The sequence below is a fragment of the Dyadobacter sp. genome (assembly GCF_039919315.1).
In the GTDB taxonomy this organism is placed as follows: Bacteria; Bacteroidota; Bacteroidia; order Cytophagales; family Spirosomataceae; genus Dyadobacter.
Genome location: NZ_JBDSFX010000066.1, coordinates 1 through 13,268, shown reverse-complemented (window position 1 = coordinate 13,268; position 13,268 = coordinate 1). Strand labels below are relative to the sequence as shown.

Sequence of the window (13,268 nt, the reverse complement as noted above, 5' to 3'; positions counted from 1 at the left end):
TTCCGACAAAAATCGAACCTGAAAAAAGGGCAGTCCGGACTAATTCCTGACTGCCCGATTTATATTTGCAACTGCTGCGCCGTTACTCCCCAGCCAGTATCTTCTTCAAAAAATCACTCGTATAGTTTAGCGTCGGTGTAAACCATGGCTCGAAAAACATAAAGGTGTGGGGTGCTTCGGGGAAGCTGTGTATCTCTGAATAAATGCCCAATGCATTCAATTTTTTGACCATATCATCGCGCCCGGCGTGCATGCGCGCTACTGAGCTGTTGAGGAATAATATCGGTGGCGTGGTTTTCCCGGCATGATTTAATGGAGCGGCTTGTTCCCAAAGCGCAGGCTTCTGGGTTTTGGAATAGCCAAACCAATTTGTAGCCGCGGAAATGGAGCGGGAGTCATCGCCCTCCCCTGACTCGGGGTGAATAAATGCCAATGTTCCGTCAATGTCAACGATGGCTTGAACGGTGCTGGAGTATTTTTGATAATCGTCCCCGCTTTCAAAAGTTGGATCGCCATTCGTGGTACCTACCAAAGCCGCGAGTTGCCCGCCAGCTGAAAATCCTAAAATAGCAATCCTTGCAGTGTCAATACCGTATTCCGAACTATGTGCCCTCAACCATTTAAGAGCCATTTTCAAATCGTGGACAGCGGCCGGATAAAGCGCATCCGTCGACAGGCTGTAATCGGCAGTAATGGTGACAAATCCGCGGGAAGCGAGCTGCCGGGCCAGCGTGTAGTTATGCGTACGGTCGCCCGATCGCCAACCCCCACCAAACACCATGAGTACGGCCGGCTCCGATTTGGATGCGGCCTCTTTTTTGCGGTATACATCAAGGTAGAGGCTTCTTTTTGGGTATTTTTTGTAAATGATGTTTTTGAAAACCTGCACGCCCACAGGCATGGTGGAATCAGCAATGGTCATGTCCGGATGTGCTCTCTTTTCGTTTCGATAGGAACCATTAACCGAAAAACTCGTGTCCCTGATACCTGTCGGGACGATTTGTCCAAAACAAAATCCGGAGGTTAAACTGGTCAGCAGCAGAGCGAAAATGTATCGTTTCATTTTTATTTTGTCCAAAAATGTAAGCCTTAGCCGGGTATCAAATGTTTTAATGCGAGGTAATAATTTGTAGTTTTAGTACCAAAATAGCAGAAGCGGCCGGAGTGATCTTGCTACCTATGCTGACCAGAAAAACTTGAAAATTATGTGGGGAAGGTGTGGCTTGTTGGGCGATAGGTCTTTAAATCTGCTGGCAGGGATTTTACTGTTTTTTTATCTCCCGATCGCTGCCCGTGCGAGCGAGCCAGGGCGGGTATTGCGCTACTCGTTGAAAGAGGGACTGTCATTTGGGATCGTCAACAGCATTGTTCAGGACACGACGGGGTTTATCTGGTTTGGCACGGGCGATGGCCTCAACCGTTTCGATGGTACGTCTTTCAAGGTTTTCAAACACAATCCCGACGACCCGCAGAGTATTTCAGGCAACTACATTAAATCAGTTTTTCGGGACAAAGAAGGCACCATCTGGACCACTTCCCGGAACGGTATCAACGAGTTCATTTCTCAAAAAGAAGTGTTCCGGCGTCATACGCCCTATCCAAATAAAAACAGCTCAGGTAGTGACGTAAGTGACATTTCGCAGGCACGAGATGGCAATTTATGGGTTTCGCTGAATGGATCCGGGTTCGCATTGTTTAACAAAAAAAACGCCAGGTTCACTTACTACAACCAGAAAACGCTGCCGTCGCTGGGTACAAATTCTATATTAAATGCGCGAGAAGATTCCCATGGTCTGCTCTGGCTCGGCACGCGCGATGCCGGACTGGAGGTTTTCAAGATTGGAAAAGACCGGAAGCTCTCGGAGGCTGATCTGGATTTGAAAGACGTTCCAAAGGCGCGCATTAACAATATATATGAAGACCGTTTTGGCAACATCTGGATTGCATCGGCAAAAGGACTACTACTGTTCAAACGCGATGAGGAAAAATTTTACATTTTGAAAGTTTCGCCGCTACTTAAAAGCGATATCTATCTGTCTATTCAGGAAAACAAAGAGAAAAAACTGTTGATCGGCGTTCAGGACGGGGGCTTGTACAGCCTCGATATGAACGAGCTCATTGATCGCAAACCCAAAGATTTCACATTTGAAAAGGTTACCGATTCGCAGCAGGAAGGGATTACACAACGTTCTATCCAGTCAATATACATGGACAGGGATGCCAATATCTGGCTGGGGACTTATGGCGAGGGTGTTTATCTGATCAGCAGCATTGCTGAGAAATTCAGAAAATTCGAGAAAAAAATAAAAGATTACCGGGCCGAAAGCTACCTGCGTTTCTACGGAATTTGCATCGACAGGGACGGTTTTTTGTGGATGGGTACGGATGGTGACGGTATTTACAAAACCAAAAGTTCAGGCGAAGTCGTCAAACATTATGCCGTGGATGGTCGCCCTGGCAGCCTGACCGACGGCGCGATCATCTCTGCATACCGGGATAGCGGCAATGATCTTTGGTTTGGCAGCTACTCGCAGGGCCTTTTCCTCTATAACAGGGCCACAGATTCGTTCAAACGATTCGCTCATGATCCCGCAGACCCCACGAGCCTGGGCAGGAATGATGTGCGGGTGATTTTTGAAGATTCCAAAAAGAACATCTGGGTCGGGACCAATGGCAGCGGACTGGCACTTCTGGACAGAAAAACCGGGAAATTTAAAAACTATATTCCGGCCAACAGTACCATTACTTCCAATGATGTGAGGGCGATTGTGGAGGATCAAAAGGGAAATCTCTGGATCGGGACCTACGGTGGCGGGCTCAATTATCTGGACGTGAAGCGCATGCAGTTTACGTCGTTTTTTAATGATCCAAAACAGGCCGACTACCTCTCGAACCACATTATTTTTTCGCTGTACCTGGATACGCGGCAGAAACTTTGGGTGGGATCCGAAGGAAATGGCTTGCTGGTGTATGATACTATTAAAAAACAGACGACTCATTTCAATGAAAAGAATGGCCTCGCCAATGACGTAATCAATGCGATACTGGCCGAAAACGCGGACAAAATTTGGGTAAGTACCAATGAAGGAATTTCCAGTATCAATCTGTCGGACAATAAAATAGATAACTACGACCAGAGCAATGGATTGCAGGCGGGTCAGTTCAATCCCAATTCGGCGCTGTACAATATCAAAGAAGGATTCATGTGCTTTGGTGGAACGGAGGGCTGGAATTTGTTTTACCCAAAAGACATTAAAACGTCTTCCTATGAGCCCAAGGTAATGCTTACCGGCTTGCAACTCTATGGCCGCGATGTGGAAATTGGTGAGGAAATTGACGGAGAAACCATTCTTTCACAAGGCATTGCAGATCAGGATAAGCTGGTACTGCAACCCAAACAATCGGTGTTTTCGATCCAGTACACATCTCTCAACTATGCGTATCCGGAGGGAAACAGGTTCGCCTACAAACTGGAAGGTCTCGATGAACATTGGAACTATGTTAAAGATGAGCGTTCGGCCACGTACCGCTATCTACCGGCAGGAACGTATCATTTTAAGGTAAAGACGGCCAATCAGGATGGTGTTTGGTTTGAGAACACTGCTGCATTGGAAATCAGGATTTTGCCTCCTTGGTACCAAACCTGGTGGGCTTATCTGCTCTACCTGGCAGCGATCATCGGGCTCATTTATTCTTACCAGCTGTACAAATTACGGCAGGCCAAGCTCAAATACGAAATTCAGCTGGCCCATTTTGAAACCCAAAAAGAAAAGGAACTGAACGAAAAGAAGCTGGCCTTTTTTACACACATCTCCCATGAATTCAGAACGCCGCTTACATTGATTATCAATCCGGTCAGAGAGCTTTTGAAAGAGAGAACAGGCCAATCGGACGGCAGCCTGGACATCGTTTACCGCAATGCAAAAAGGCTGCTCAGCCTGGTAGACCAGCTACTGTTATTTAGAAAGGCTGACCTGAAAGCTGATAAACTAAAACTCGCTTCCCATGACCTGCGCGACATGGCCTATGAAGTATTTCAATGTTTTATCCATCAAGCTGAGCAAAAGCAGGTGGGCTACCAGTTTATTTGCGACAATGAAGGGCTTGAATTAGTCTGCGACCGCGAAAAGCTGGAAATCGCTTTGTTTAATCTGGTTTCCAACGCATTGAAGTTCACCCCACGAAATGGAAAAGTAAGCCTGGAACTGTCTGAAACCGAAAATGACATACACATTCTGGTGAGAGATTCCGGGCCGGGCATTCCACCCCAGGCGAAGGATCAGATCTATTCGGTGTTTCACCAGTTTCAGGATAGCCGCGCTGCCTCGAAAGGAGGTTTTGGCATTGGCCTGTTTTTAACCAAAACCTTTGTAGAAAGTCATTATGGTCACATTTCACATGGGCCTAATTTAGGAACAGGGACCGTTTTCACCATTGAATTACAAAAACAGCATCCTAACCTAATCCCAGACCAGGAAGCGGTATTGCAAACCGAGGGAAGCTCGGTATTCCTGGAAGAACTTTCAGCAGATGACATTATTCTCGCCCCTGCTGCCAAATCCCGGCAACAAATGGTGGTCGACGAGCTCAGCTCCGATGTGAAAACCATGCTGATCGTTGATGATGACGCCGATATCAGGCAATATGTCGGCCAGATCTTTAAGGAGACATTTAAACTTTTACAGGCTGACAATGGTCAGGACGGGCTGATATTGGCCAAAAAGCATCTGCCCGACATTGTGATTTGCGATGTGATGATGACCGGTATGACCGGCATTGAAATGTGTCGGCAGATGAAAAGTGATTCCACTGTGAGCCACATTCCGGTGATTTTGCTCACGGCAAGCACTTCTCAACAGGTACGTTTGCAGGGCATAGAAGGCGGCGCGGATGACTACATCAGCAAGCCTTTCGACACAGAACTACTCGTGGCGCGGGTAGGCACGATACTTAAAAACCGTAACGATCTGCAACGTTATTTTTACAACGAGATCACATTGCAGGCGAATGATTTCAAAATCTCCTCGGAGTATAAAGACTTTTTGAAGGATTGCATCCGCATTGTCGAAAGCCATCTGACCAATCCCGGTTTTACCATTAAAGTACTTGCAGCGGAAATCGGAATGAGCCATTCGACGCTTTACAACCGGATCAAATCCATTTCAGGGCAGTCGACCAACAGCTTTATCCGCTTTATCAGGCTGCGCAGAGCCGCTCAGATTTTGATCACGACCGATATCACGATTTCCGAGGTGGCTTATCAGGTTGGTATTAATGACATTAAATATTTCCGGGAGCAGTTTCAAAAATTGTTTGAGATGAAGCCTTCCGAATATGTCAAAAAATTCCGCCGACCTTTCCATGAAAACTTCCAGGTCAACCGGGACGTTTTTCAGAACAAATTGGACAATTAAGGTCAGCTGTTACACTATTCCGTTTTCCAGGGCTCGATTCTCACAAAATCGAGCCCTATTTATTGAATTACCCCCTCTTTAATGTGAAAATGCCCCCCGCCTGAAACATTCAAATAATCCTACTTTTGATTGATCAGTTTATAAAATATCTGCTCTGTTTTTAGGCCAATTATTTCCATCATTAATCAGTTCTGTATGAAAAAAATTTTTCATCAAAAACCTATCCTGCATCAGCCCTCCCATCATGAGGACGGAATTACGTGGAAGCACGGAATTTTCGCAATCCTTTTTTTGATGCTTTCCTCGCTAAGTTTTGGACAATCCTTCAACGTGAAAGGCACTGTGACTTCCGAGAACGGCGAGGCATTACCGGGGGCCAGCATTATCCTGAAAGGTACTTCTACCGGTACCACTACCGACGCGGATGGTAAGTATGCTTTAAATTTACCGGACGCATCGGGTACGCTCGTGTACACATACCTTGGCTATGTGGCGCAGGAATTAGCGATCGCGAACCGCAGCCAGATCGATGTGAAACTGCTTAATAATGATAAAACGCTGGACGAAATCGTGGTGGTCGGATATGGTACCCAGAAAAAAGCAACGCTGACCGGTTCGGTATCGGAGGTAAAAGGCTCGGACATTGTAAAAAGCCCGCAGCCCAACCTTTCCAATTCGCTCGCGGGACGTTTTTCTGGTTTTGTTGCCAATAACCGTGGCGGCGAGCCGGGTTATGACGGTTCGAGCTACACCATTCGCGGTTTTGCTTCCACCGGAAATAACGACGTTCTGATCGTTGTGGATGGTATTCCCGGCCAGGTTGGCGGACTTGATCGTCTGGATCCTAATGATATCGAGAGCATTTCTATTTTGAAAGACGCGTCGGCCGCTGTGTACGGAAGCCGCGCTGCGAATGGCGTGATCCTGGTCACTACTAAAAGAGGTACTACCGGCAAACCGGTCATTTCGTATAGCTTCAATCAGGGCTTTTCCTCTCCTACCCGTCTGCCCGGGCTTGCTGATGCGCCTACGTATGCGACCATTCTGAATGAGATCGACTACTATAACAATCCAGCCGGCGGTATGAACCAGTTTTACACTGCGGAAGAAATTGAAAAGTTCAGAAACGGTTCTGATCCGCTCAATTACCCGAATACGAACTGGCAGAAGGAAACATTGAAAAGCTTTGCGCTCCAAAACCAGCACAATCTGGGGATCAATGGTGGTACTGACAATGTAAAATATTACGTCTCGCTAGGGACCATTTATCAGGATGGTTTATACAAAAACGGTGCTACCAAGTACAAGCAATACAATTTCCGTTCGAATGTAGATGCCAACATTACCAAGGATTTCAAAGTGAGTCTATCACTTTCAGGTCGTCAGGAAAATCGCCAGTTTCCGGTTTCCTCGGCTGGTAACACATTCCGCTCCATTTACCGCGCCTACCCGACTGTCATTTCCAGATATCCAAATGGCTTCTATTCAACCGGTGTAGAAAATAGCAATCCGGTGGTATTGGGAACAGATATGGGCGGGACTTCCCAGAATCCGACCTCGGTTTTCAATGGAATTGTGCGGGCTAGTTATAATCTTCCTTTTGTGGAAGGGTTGTCGGTAGACGGGTTTTACTCGGTGGATAAGTCATTTAATTTCACCAAAACATTCAGCACTCCTTACACGCTTTACAACTACGACAGTGCCAAGGATGCCTACAATAGCGTTGTGACCGGTGGTTCTGCCGGTAAGGCTTCACTTTCCCAAAAGCAGGTGAATATTACCAACATTACGCAAAACATCCGTTTGAGCTACCTGCGTCAGTTTGGTAAACACAATGTGAATGCATTTGTGGCTTACGAACAAAACAAACGCAATGAGTCGACCTTCGAAGCGAACCGGATCAACTATCCTACTACCTCCACGCCTGAACTTTCGCAAGGTGGCGCGGCGGCTACGGACAAGAACAATTCGGGAAGCAGTTACAATTTTACACGTAAAAGCTTCATTGGCCGTATCGCCTACAATTTCAATGAAAAGTACCTGGCCGAAGTGCAGGCACGGGTGGACGGGTCGTCTGTTTTTCCAAAAGGGAATCAGTTTGGCTTTTTCCCATCGATTTCTGCCGGTTACCGGATCTCGGAGGAGGATTGGTTCAAAAACAGCGTCAGTTTTATCGACGACCTGAAAATCAGGGCTTCTTATGGTTCATTGGGTAATGATAACGTGGGACAATTCCAGTACTACAACAACTACTCTTTCAATAACCAGTACGTCACAGGATCCAATGTGATTACACCCGGAATTGACCTGACCAAACTGGCCAATCCGAACATTACCTGGGAAACTTCCAAGAAAATGGATATCGGGTTGAATGCCGTGGTATTAAAACGATTCAATATTGAAGTGATCTATTTCAGTCAGAAAAGATCCGACATTCTGGCGGCAAGAAATGCGTCTATCCCCAACACTTCCGGTATTGTAAATCCATTCAAAACAGATAGCAACACACCATTGGTACCGGATGAAAATCTTGGAAAAGTGAATAGCAATGGTGTCGAAGCGACTTTGGGATACAATCATTCCGGAAAATTCCGCTATTCGATCTCGGGTAATGTCACTTATGCCAAAAGCAAGATCGTTTTCATTGACGAGGCTCCCGGAACGCTTGACTACCAGCGCCAGACCGGCGGAGCATTGTACAGGGACCTGTACTACCGCTCGCTGGGTATCTTCCGCAGCCAGGCTGACCTTGATAAAAATCCGCATTTGCAAGGTGCTCAGCTGGGTGACCTGATCCTGGAAGATTACAACAAGGATGGCAAGATCACGGCCGACGACCAGGTGCGATCGGACTATGGAAATGTGCCTTTGCTGACTTATGGATTAGTTTTCAATGGTGGCTACCAAGCATTTGATCTTTCAGTTGTGTTTTCGGGACAAGGTATGGTGAGCCAGTATGTGCTGCCAGAATCAGGCCAGATCGGTAACTTTTACAGCAGTTGGGCAGACAACCGTTGGAGCCCTACCAACCCGGACGGCAGTTATCCGAGAGTAGATACGCGTTCGTCATCGTCGATCAATGGCGGGCTTTACAAAAATGATTTTTGGCTGAACAATGCATCATTCGTGAGACTTAAAAACGTCGAGATCGGATATACGCTTCCAAAAGCAACATTGTCAAAGCTTCGGATCTCTACGCTGCGTGTGTATGCAAGTGCATTTAACCTGTTCACCATTACCGGTGTGAAAGATTATGATCCTGAGGGAAATAGCACAAGCGGCCAGTTTTATCCGCAACAAAGAATCCTCAACCTGGGTGTGAACATTAAGTTTTAATAGAAACTGATTGAATATGAAACGAATAAAAAATATAACCAGCGTTGCGGTAGCGATCATGATGGCATCTGCAACGACGATCGTGACCTCTTGTAAGGAAAATTTCCTCGACGTCGTGCCAACCGACCGGGTATCCGATGCCTCGATCCTTTCCGATTCTGTACTGTTTGAATCCTACATTATCAACCGGTACATGGGCACCAGGCTGACCGACAAGGAGGCTGAGGGCACATTACCAGGCTTCGGTCGCGGATTTGAGTATGCGATGTGGTCCTCACTGACCGACGAATCCATTTATAACAATGATGATAATACCTGGCTGATCCAGCGCGGGCAGATCGCCCCTGAAAACACCGGGATCGCGGGAACATTGTGGGGCAGAAGTTACAGGAGCATCCGCGAGATCAACTACGCCCTGGCTAATGTTGACAAAGTACCTATGAGCCAGGACAAAAAGAACAAATTGAAAGGCGAAATGCAGTTTATCCGCGCATTCCGCTATCATGACTTGATCCGTAACTATGGAAAAGTGGTCTTGCTGGGCGACAAAGTTTACGAGATCAGCGACGACCTCACCAGCCAGGACTTGTTCAATCGCGCTGAAATTAAGGCCGGAATCGACTATGCAGTAGCCCAGCTTGATGAAGCGGCGGCGTCGCTTCCACAATCCAATGGTGATAACTGGAAACTAGGCCGAGCCACAAAAGGCGCAGCATTAGCACTGAAATCACGATTACTGCTCTATGGGGCCAGCCCGTTGTACAATGCAGCAACCTGGCAACAGGCGGCAGCAAGTGCAAAGGCAGTGATGGATCTGAACAAATACACGCTTTACACCGGCGGGTACGGAAATCTGTTTACGACCACGGATAATTCCGAGATCATTTTCAGCCGGATCTATGCCCAGGGAGCGCGCCACGTCTGTCTTGAAATTTCCAATGGCCCCAATAGCTACAATGCCTGGGGAGGTAATGTGCCTGTTCAAAACCTGGTGGATGACTATGAAATGATGGACGGCACCAAAATCACCGACGCGGGTACCAGCTACAAAGCTACAGAACCTTACAAAGGAAGGGACCCGAGGTTTTACGCGACCATTCTTTACAATGAGGCACCTTATCGCGGGAGTACTATACAGACATTCACGCCGGGAGGAAAAGATAGCAAGGATGGTCCGTCCAACTGGAATACGTCGAAAACAGGTTACTATCTGAAAAAATTCATGAGTGACGCGTTACCGATCGACAATCCATGGGATGTTGCCGGTACGCAAACCTGGATCTATTTCCGGTATGCTGAAATCTTACTGAACTATGCCGAAGCGCAAAACGAAGCAGTGGGACCTGATGCCTCAGTTTATGCGGCGATCAACGCGATACGCCAGCGTACGGGCGTAGCTATGCCTGTGATTCCGGCGGGCCTTACCCAGGCGCAAATGCGTGAGCGGATCAGGAATGAGCGGCGCATTGAGCTCGCATTTGAAGAGCACCGCTTTTACGATGTCCGCAGATGGAAAATCGCTGACAAAACTGAGAATGTACCTGCTTATGGCATCGAGATCGGCAAGAGCGGCAGTGCTTTCACCTACACTAAAAAAGAAGCATTGACCGGTAAAACCTTCGCTGCAAAGCAATATTGGCTGCCGATTCCACGGGCTGAAATTCAGGCTTCAAATAATAAATTGGAGCAAAACCCAGGATACTAATGCTAGAAGCCGCCTTTTCAGATGAAAGGGCGGCTTTTTTATTTGCCCCCTACCCAAAATCCACGATGATGCGCCAAAACTTTAAGCCCCTTTTTCTTCTAAGCTTTCTCTTATCCATCACAGCTTGCTCAGGAAATGATCCGATTGACAAAAAACAGCCTGAGAACCCTGCCGCAATTACTATTTCGATCGATCCTTCCAAAACATACCAGACGATTGCACATTTCGGCGCCTCTGATGCCTGGTCGTGCCAGTTTGTAGGCAATTGGCCTGATTCGAAAAGAAATGGGATTGCTGACTTACTTTTCAGTCGGGATACCGTCGCCAGCGGGCAGCCCAAAGGCATCGGTCTTTCGCTATGGCGCTTCAATATCGGTGCGGGTACCGCCGAGCAAGGTGCGGCGAGCGGCATCAAAGACGAATGGCGGCGTGCCGAATCGTTTCTCAACAGTGACGGAACTTATAATTGGGACAAACAGGCTGGTCAGGTGTGGTTTCTGAAAGCAGCCAAAGAGCGCGGTGTAAATGAATTTCTTGCATTCCCAAACAGTCCGCCGGTGCAATTTACCAACAATCAAAAGGGGTATGCGGATAATGGTAAACCAAATCTTTCAGCCGCTCAGTTTGACAAATTCGCTGCATTTATGGTAGACGTCACCGCTGGCATTCAAAAGAAAACCGGTATTTTATTTAACCATATCAGTCCGGTTAACGAGCCGCAATGGGATTGGAGCGACGGTGGGCAGGAAGGAACGCCTTTTTACAATAATGAGATCGCGGGTATCGCCAGATCGCTTAGCAGTGCATTGACCAAAAGCAACCTGAGTACCCAGATCGACGTTGCAGAAGCAGGACAGATCGATTATTTGTATTCGCAAAGCAACAAACAGGGACGTGGAGATCAGATCAATGCCTTTTTCAATAAAACTTCCCCTGACTATATTGGTAATCTCCCCAATTTGACACCAGCCATATCGGGTCACAGCTACTTTACTACTTCCCCTTACAAAAGTGCTGCTGCGAAAAGACAGCAGGTTTACAACTCCTTAAAATCTGTTTCCGGATTGCAGTATTGGATGTCGGAATATTGTATTTTGGGTGATAATGAGGGTGAGATCAAAGGAGAAGGAAAAGATCTGGGGATCGATCCGGCTTTATACATTGCCAAAGTGATCCATAATGACCTGGTCAATGCCAACGCTTCGGCCTGGCACTGGTGGATTGCTATCTCTCCTTACAACTACAAGGACGGGCTGGTTTACATTGATAAAAATAAAACAGACGGGGATTTCAAATCTTCTAAAATGTTGTGGGCGCTAGGGAATTACAGCCGGTTTATCCGTCCGGGAGCTGTGCGGGTAGATGTTACCGGGATTTCAGACAATGAAAAGCTGCTGGTTTCCGCATATAAAAACACCAATAATCAACTCGTTACTGTTATTATCAACCAAAATGCCGAACCTGCTCAAATTGCATTGAATCTTGGAACCACCAAAACATCAAAAACCAAAATGTACCAGACCTCTGCGGCTGATGACCTGCTGCCTCTGAGTCCATTGAAGGATCAGAAAGAGGTTACCGTGGCAGCGAAAAGTATCCTGACTATCGTCTCGGATATGCACTAACCATCATTTTTCAATTAAAAAAGTCCATCCCGCAAGCCTTTCCGGGCATTTGACAAACCAGGTGGTTATGCATACATTTGCATAACCACCTGGTTATATTATTTTAAATCCCGATCATGACAGCGCGCAGAGATGTATTTCAGGCCATCGCAGACCCCACCAGAAGAGCAATGATAGGATTGCTTGCCAATCGCACATTGACTATCAACGACGTTGCCGAGAACTTTGTGATGAGCCAGCCGGCTGTGTCCAAACACATGCATATTTTAATGGAGTGCGGTTTGGTAGTTATGGTAAAAAAGGGCAGAGAGAAGCATTGCCGGGCTAATTTGAGTGCGCTGGAAGAGGTAGCACGCTGGGCAGAACAATACCGTGCGTTCTGGAATGACCGGCTGGATATCCTGGGCGACCTGCTCAAAAACGACGAATAGCGCTAATGAGGAATTATCCGTTGCATTCTCCAACCCAGAACGCTATCTTTATTCCAGGATTTGAGTAACCCCGAAAAAATTTAAAAGATTGAAATACCACCTCTGCACAAAAGCAATTTTGTTGTTGGGCGTTGCAGGTTTATCACTGACCTGTCATCAGACTAGTTTTGGTCAATGTAAGGAAAAAAGAAGCGAGTCGACCCAGCAAAAGATACGTTACCAGACCATTCCCCTGAATGGAAAGCATGAATACCTTGTGCTTTCAAATTCCGGCGAAGAAAAGCTTTTCACTTATCATAATGAAAAGATAGACCTGGTGTACCATGTACAGATGTTCACCGAAATTAAATTCACGTCCAGCAAAGGCAACTTTTCGCTCTATACGACCAACTCGGACCGTGCACCATGGAGAACCTGCTTCACGCTTTCATCACCGCTGATCCCGCAGGAAATTGAAAAAATGAAGGGTGTCTCAAAGATCCAGATCATTTTACCGGAAGAAAAGAAAGTGTTCAGTCTCAATACTAAACAGACTGAAATGCTGCAACAGGCAGTCGCCTGCTTATACTGAAAGACACTTTCAAATGTAAAACAGCTCCTTGTTCAGCTGCTTTACAATGTACTCGAAGTCTTCGGGGTTAGTAGCAAAATCCATCTCATTGACGTCAATTTCCAGTATTTTCCCGTGATCATAATTTTTCACGAAATCTTCGTAGTAATGATTCAGATTAGTAAGGTAATCGGTTGAAATGTCCGC

General features: G+C 46.7%; 8 protein-coding genes. 6 read left to right on the top strand and 2 right to left on the bottom strand.

Annotated features, from left to right (window positions below; genetic code table 11):
• Positions 1-82 precede the first annotated feature (82 nt).
• Positions 83-1,063 carry an alpha/beta hydrolase gene (locus ABIO93_RS18115; protein ID WP_348070153.1) on the bottom strand — a complete coding sequence of 327 codons (981 nt, stop codon included), beginning with the start codon at positions 1,061-1,063 and terminating at the stop codon, positions 83-85.
• Between the two features lie 142 nt (positions 1,064-1,205).
• Here ABIO93_RS18115 and ABIO93_RS18110 point away from each other — a divergent pair, with 142 nt between their 5' ends.
• From ABIO93_RS18110 to ABIO93_RS18085, 6 genes are all read left to right on the top strand, one after another.
• Positions 1,206-5,414 carry a two-component regulator propeller domain-containing protein gene (locus ABIO93_RS18110; RefSeq protein ID WP_348070151.1) on the top strand — a complete coding sequence of 1,403 codons (4,209 nt, stop codon included), beginning with the start codon at positions 1,206-1,208 and terminating at the stop codon, positions 5,412-5,414.
• 195 nt (positions 5,415-5,609) lie between these two features.
• On the top strand, positions 5,610-8,750 hold the full coding sequence (locus ABIO93_RS18105; RefSeq protein ID WP_348070149.1) for a TonB-dependent receptor: 3,141 nt from the start codon (positions 5,610-5,612) through the stop codon (positions 8,748-8,750).
• Between the two features lie 16 nt (positions 8,751-8,766).
• On the top strand, positions 8,767-10,455 hold the full coding sequence (locus tag ABIO93_RS18100; protein WP_348070147.1) for a RagB/SusD family nutrient uptake outer membrane protein: 1,689 nt from the start codon (positions 8,767-8,769) through the stop codon (positions 10,453-10,455).
• Entirely contained in the window at positions 10,455-12,080 is a 1,626-nt protein-coding gene (locus tag ABIO93_RS18095) for a glycoside hydrolase family 30 protein (protein WP_348070145.1), read from the top strand. Before ABIO93_RS18100 ends, ABIO93_RS18095 begins: the two co-directional genes overlap by 1 nt.
• A gap of 116 nt (positions 12,081-12,196) precedes the next feature.
• Positions 12,197-12,511, top strand: coding sequence for a metalloregulator ArsR/SmtB family transcription factor (locus tag ABIO93_RS18090; protein WP_348070143.1), 315 nt, complete (start codon positions 12,197-12,199; stop codon positions 12,509-12,511).
• 88 nt (positions 12,512-12,599) lie between these two features.
• Positions 12,600-13,082: a hypothetical protein gene (locus tag ABIO93_RS18085; RefSeq protein ID WP_348070141.1), complete on the top strand. Its 483-nt coding sequence runs from the start codon at positions 12,600-12,602 to the stop codon at positions 13,080-13,082.
• 9 nt (positions 13,083-13,091) lie between these two features.
• Here ABIO93_RS18085 and ABIO93_RS18080 read toward each other — a convergent pair whose 3' ends face one another.
• Positions 13,092-13,262: a deoxynucleoside kinase gene (locus ABIO93_RS18080; protein WP_348070215.1), complete on the bottom strand. Its 171-nt coding sequence runs from the start codon at positions 13,260-13,262 to the stop codon at positions 13,092-13,094.
• Positions 13,263-13,268 lie beyond the last annotated feature (6 nt).

Bases quoted from the DNA above. Each gene is read 5' to 3' on its own strand.
- ABIO93_RS18115 (WP_348070153.1), bottom strand. From the start codon at position 1,063: ATGAAACGATACATTTTCGCTCTGCTGCTGACCAGTTTAACCTCCGGA.
- ABIO93_RS18110 (WP_348070151.1), top strand. From the start codon at position 1,206: ATGTGGGGAAGGTGTGGCTTGTTGGGCGATAGGTCTTTAAATCTGCTG.
- ABIO93_RS18105 (WP_348070149.1), top strand. From the start codon at position 5,610: ATGAAAAAAATTTTTCATCAAAAACCTATCCTGCATCAGCCCTCCCAT.
- ABIO93_RS18100 (WP_348070147.1), top strand. From the start codon at position 8,767: ATGAAACGAATAAAAAATATAACCAGCGTTGCGGTAGCGATCATGATG.
- ABIO93_RS18095 (WP_348070145.1), top strand. From the start codon at position 10,455: ATGCTAGAAGCCGCCTTTTCAGATGAAAGGGCGGCTTTTTTATTTGCC.
- ABIO93_RS18090 (WP_348070143.1), top strand. From the start codon at position 12,197: ATGACAGCGCGCAGAGATGTATTTCAGGCCATCGCAGACCCCACCAGA.